Source organism: Myceligenerans indicum (assembly GCF_016742955.1).
GTDB classification, from domain to species: Bacteria; Actinomycetota; Actinomycetes; order Actinomycetales; family Cellulomonadaceae; genus Myceligenerans; species Myceligenerans indicum.
In genome coordinates this window covers 1-2,325 of sequence record NZ_JABBYC010000113.1, presented here as the reverse complement: position 1 = coordinate 2,325, position 2,325 = coordinate 1, and the positions used below count along the sequence as shown (strand labels likewise).

Below are 2,325 nucleotides of genomic sequence, written 5' to 3'. Positions count from 1 at the left end.
TCATGACGGCCTGGTAGGGGATGAACATCCCGAACAGGATGAGCGTGAACACCACGTCGGCGCCCTTGAAGCGCCAGCGGGCCAGCACGAACCCGTTCAGCGAGCCCAGGAACGCCGAGATGATCGTCGCGGGGATGACCATCTGGAGCGAGCGCCCGATGGCCGGGGACAGCGTGGTCCAGGCGGTCTGCCAGTTCTCCAGGGTCCACGTCGTGGGCAGCGCCCAGGCGCGTGCCGGCGCCGCGTCCCCGGCACCCTTGAAGCTCGTGACGAACAGGACGTACACCGGGATCAGGACCACCAGCAGCACGAGCAGGAGCAGCGCGTAGCGAAGGGTCCGGGCCGCGGCGTACCGCGCAGGGGCCGTGGTGCGACGTTCCGTCGAGGTCTTCTTGCCGATCGGTTCCAGGAGGGTGGTCATCGCTTCTCCTCCCGGTGGGTGTGCACGAGGTACGGGATGATGACCGCGGCGACGAGGACCAGGAGGATGGCTCCGACCGCGGCGGAGTTGGCGTAGTCGAAGCTGGACTTGAACACGTACATGTCCACGGCCGGGACCTTGGTCTGGTAGTTCGCGGGCTTGGAGATGGACATGATCAGGTCGAACGACTTGAGGCTCATGTGCCCGATGATGATCAGCGCAGACAGCGCCACGGGGGAGAGCTGCGGGAACAGCACGTGGCGGTAGAGCTGGAGCTCACTCGCCCCGTCCATCCGCGCCGCCTCGCGCAGTTCCTCGGGGATGCCGCGGAAGCCGGCCAGGAACAGGGCCATCACGTAGCCGGACAGCTGCCAGATCGCCGGGATCGTGATCGCGATGATGCCGAAGGTGACGTTGTTCCACCAGTTGTTCTGCAGGAAGTCCAGGCCGATGATCTGGAACAGCCGGTTGAGGCCGGAGGCCTGGGCGTCCTGGTTGGAGTTCAGCAGCCAGCGCCACACCACGCCGGAGGCGATGAAGGACACGGCCATCGGGAACAGGTAGATCGACCGGAAGATCCCTTCGCCCTTGACGGGCTTCTCCAGGAGCCAGGCCCACCCGAAGCCCATGGCCATGGTTCCGGCGAGGAACACGGCAGTGAACAGGAGCAGGTTGAGCAGCGAGTGCTGGAACTCCTCGCTGGCCAGCAGGTTCAGGTAGTTGTCGAACCAGACGTTCACGGCGGGTGCCTGGCCGGTGGCCTGGGCCGCGGTGTGGTTGTCGGTGAACGACATCTGGAAGTTCGCCGCGATCAACCCGTAGACGAACACCCCGAGCAGAAGCAGAGAAGGCGCGAGCAGGAGCAGGGGAGGCCCTACCCGCCGCAGTTTCTTCAGCATGATTTCACTCTACGAGCGTGTGGTGGGACTCTGCCCTCCGAAAGGCAGAGCAATGCGTGGACGAGCGTTCCCGAACCCCGCCCGCCGGCGTTCCCGAACCCCGCCCGCCGGCCGCGGGAAACGGCAGGGTGCCGTGACGGACGCGTCCGGTACATCAACCCCGGGCTCTCGCATCCAGCCACGGCACCCTGCCGTTTCCGTGTGCCGCACCCCGTCCTCCGGCGAGCGGCCTGTGTTCGTGTCAGCCTTGCGCGGCCATGGCGAGTTCGCTCTGGTAGCTCTCCAGGTCGGACGCGCCGGTGGTGAACTTGCTCGTGGCGTCGCTGATCGCGTTCAGCGTGGCGATCGGGGCCGCCGCGCCGTGGGCCAGCGAGGACACGATCGTGTCGTTCGCGAACGACTCGATCGCCGTCTGCTGGTACTCCGAGAAGTCCATCGGGTCGGCGTCGGTACGTGCCGGGATGGAACCCTTGGCCTTGTTGAAGGCGACCTGCCCGTCCAGAGACCCGACGGTCTCCAGCCACGCCTTGGCGCCGTCCGGGTGCGGGGCACCCACCGGCAGGGTGAAGGAGTCCGCCAGGAAGTCGAACGTCCCGGCAGTACCCGGTGAGGGAGCCGCGACGAAGTCGGTGCCCAGTTCCTTGCCCTGCTCCTCGAACGCGGCCACGGCCCAGTCACCCATGATGTTGAAGGCGGCTGTTCCGTCGATCACCTGCTGGGTGGCCTCGGGCCAGTCCAGCCCGTCACGGTCGGAGTTCGTGTAGGACATGATCGTCTCGAAGTCCTCGAGCGCGCTGGTGACCTCGCTCGAGTTCCAGTCGGTCGAGCCGTCCCACAGGCCCTGGTACCCGTCCGCCCCCAGGTCCGCCAGCAGGACGGTCTCCAGGAGGTGGACCTGGGTCCAGGTGGTGGCCACCGAGATGGGGGTCACGTCCATCTTGTCGAGCTTCTTCAGGTCGGCGATGAACGAGTCCAGGTCGTCGTACTCGGCCGACGGGTCCAGGC

2 protein-coding genes and 1 pseudogene are annotated in these 2,325 nt (G+C 66.6%); all 3 read right to left on the bottom strand.

Features of this window, described 5'->3' with window-relative positions; translation table 11 throughout:
- A pseudogene (locus HGK34_RS22095) lies at positions 1-421 on the bottom strand (carbohydrate ABC transporter permease); the annotation flags it as partial.
- On the bottom strand, positions 418-1,320 hold the full coding sequence (locus HGK34_RS22090; RefSeq protein ID WP_201851558.1) for a carbohydrate ABC transporter permease: 903 nt from the start codon (positions 1,318-1,320) through the stop codon (positions 418-420). The pseudogene HGK34_RS22095 and the gene HGK34_RS22090, both read right to left, overlap by 4 nt.
- Before the next feature lie 241 nt (positions 1,321-1,561).
- The coding region (locus tag HGK34_RS22085; RefSeq protein ID WP_201851556.1) for an extracellular solute-binding protein at positions 1,562-2,325 on the bottom strand (764 nt) is incomplete at its 5' end.

Bases quoted from the DNA above. Each gene is read 5' to 3' on its own strand.
- HGK34_RS22090 (WP_201851558.1), bottom strand. From the start codon at position 1,320: ATGCTGAAGAAACTGCGGCGGGTAGGGCCTCCCCTGCTCCTGCTCGCG.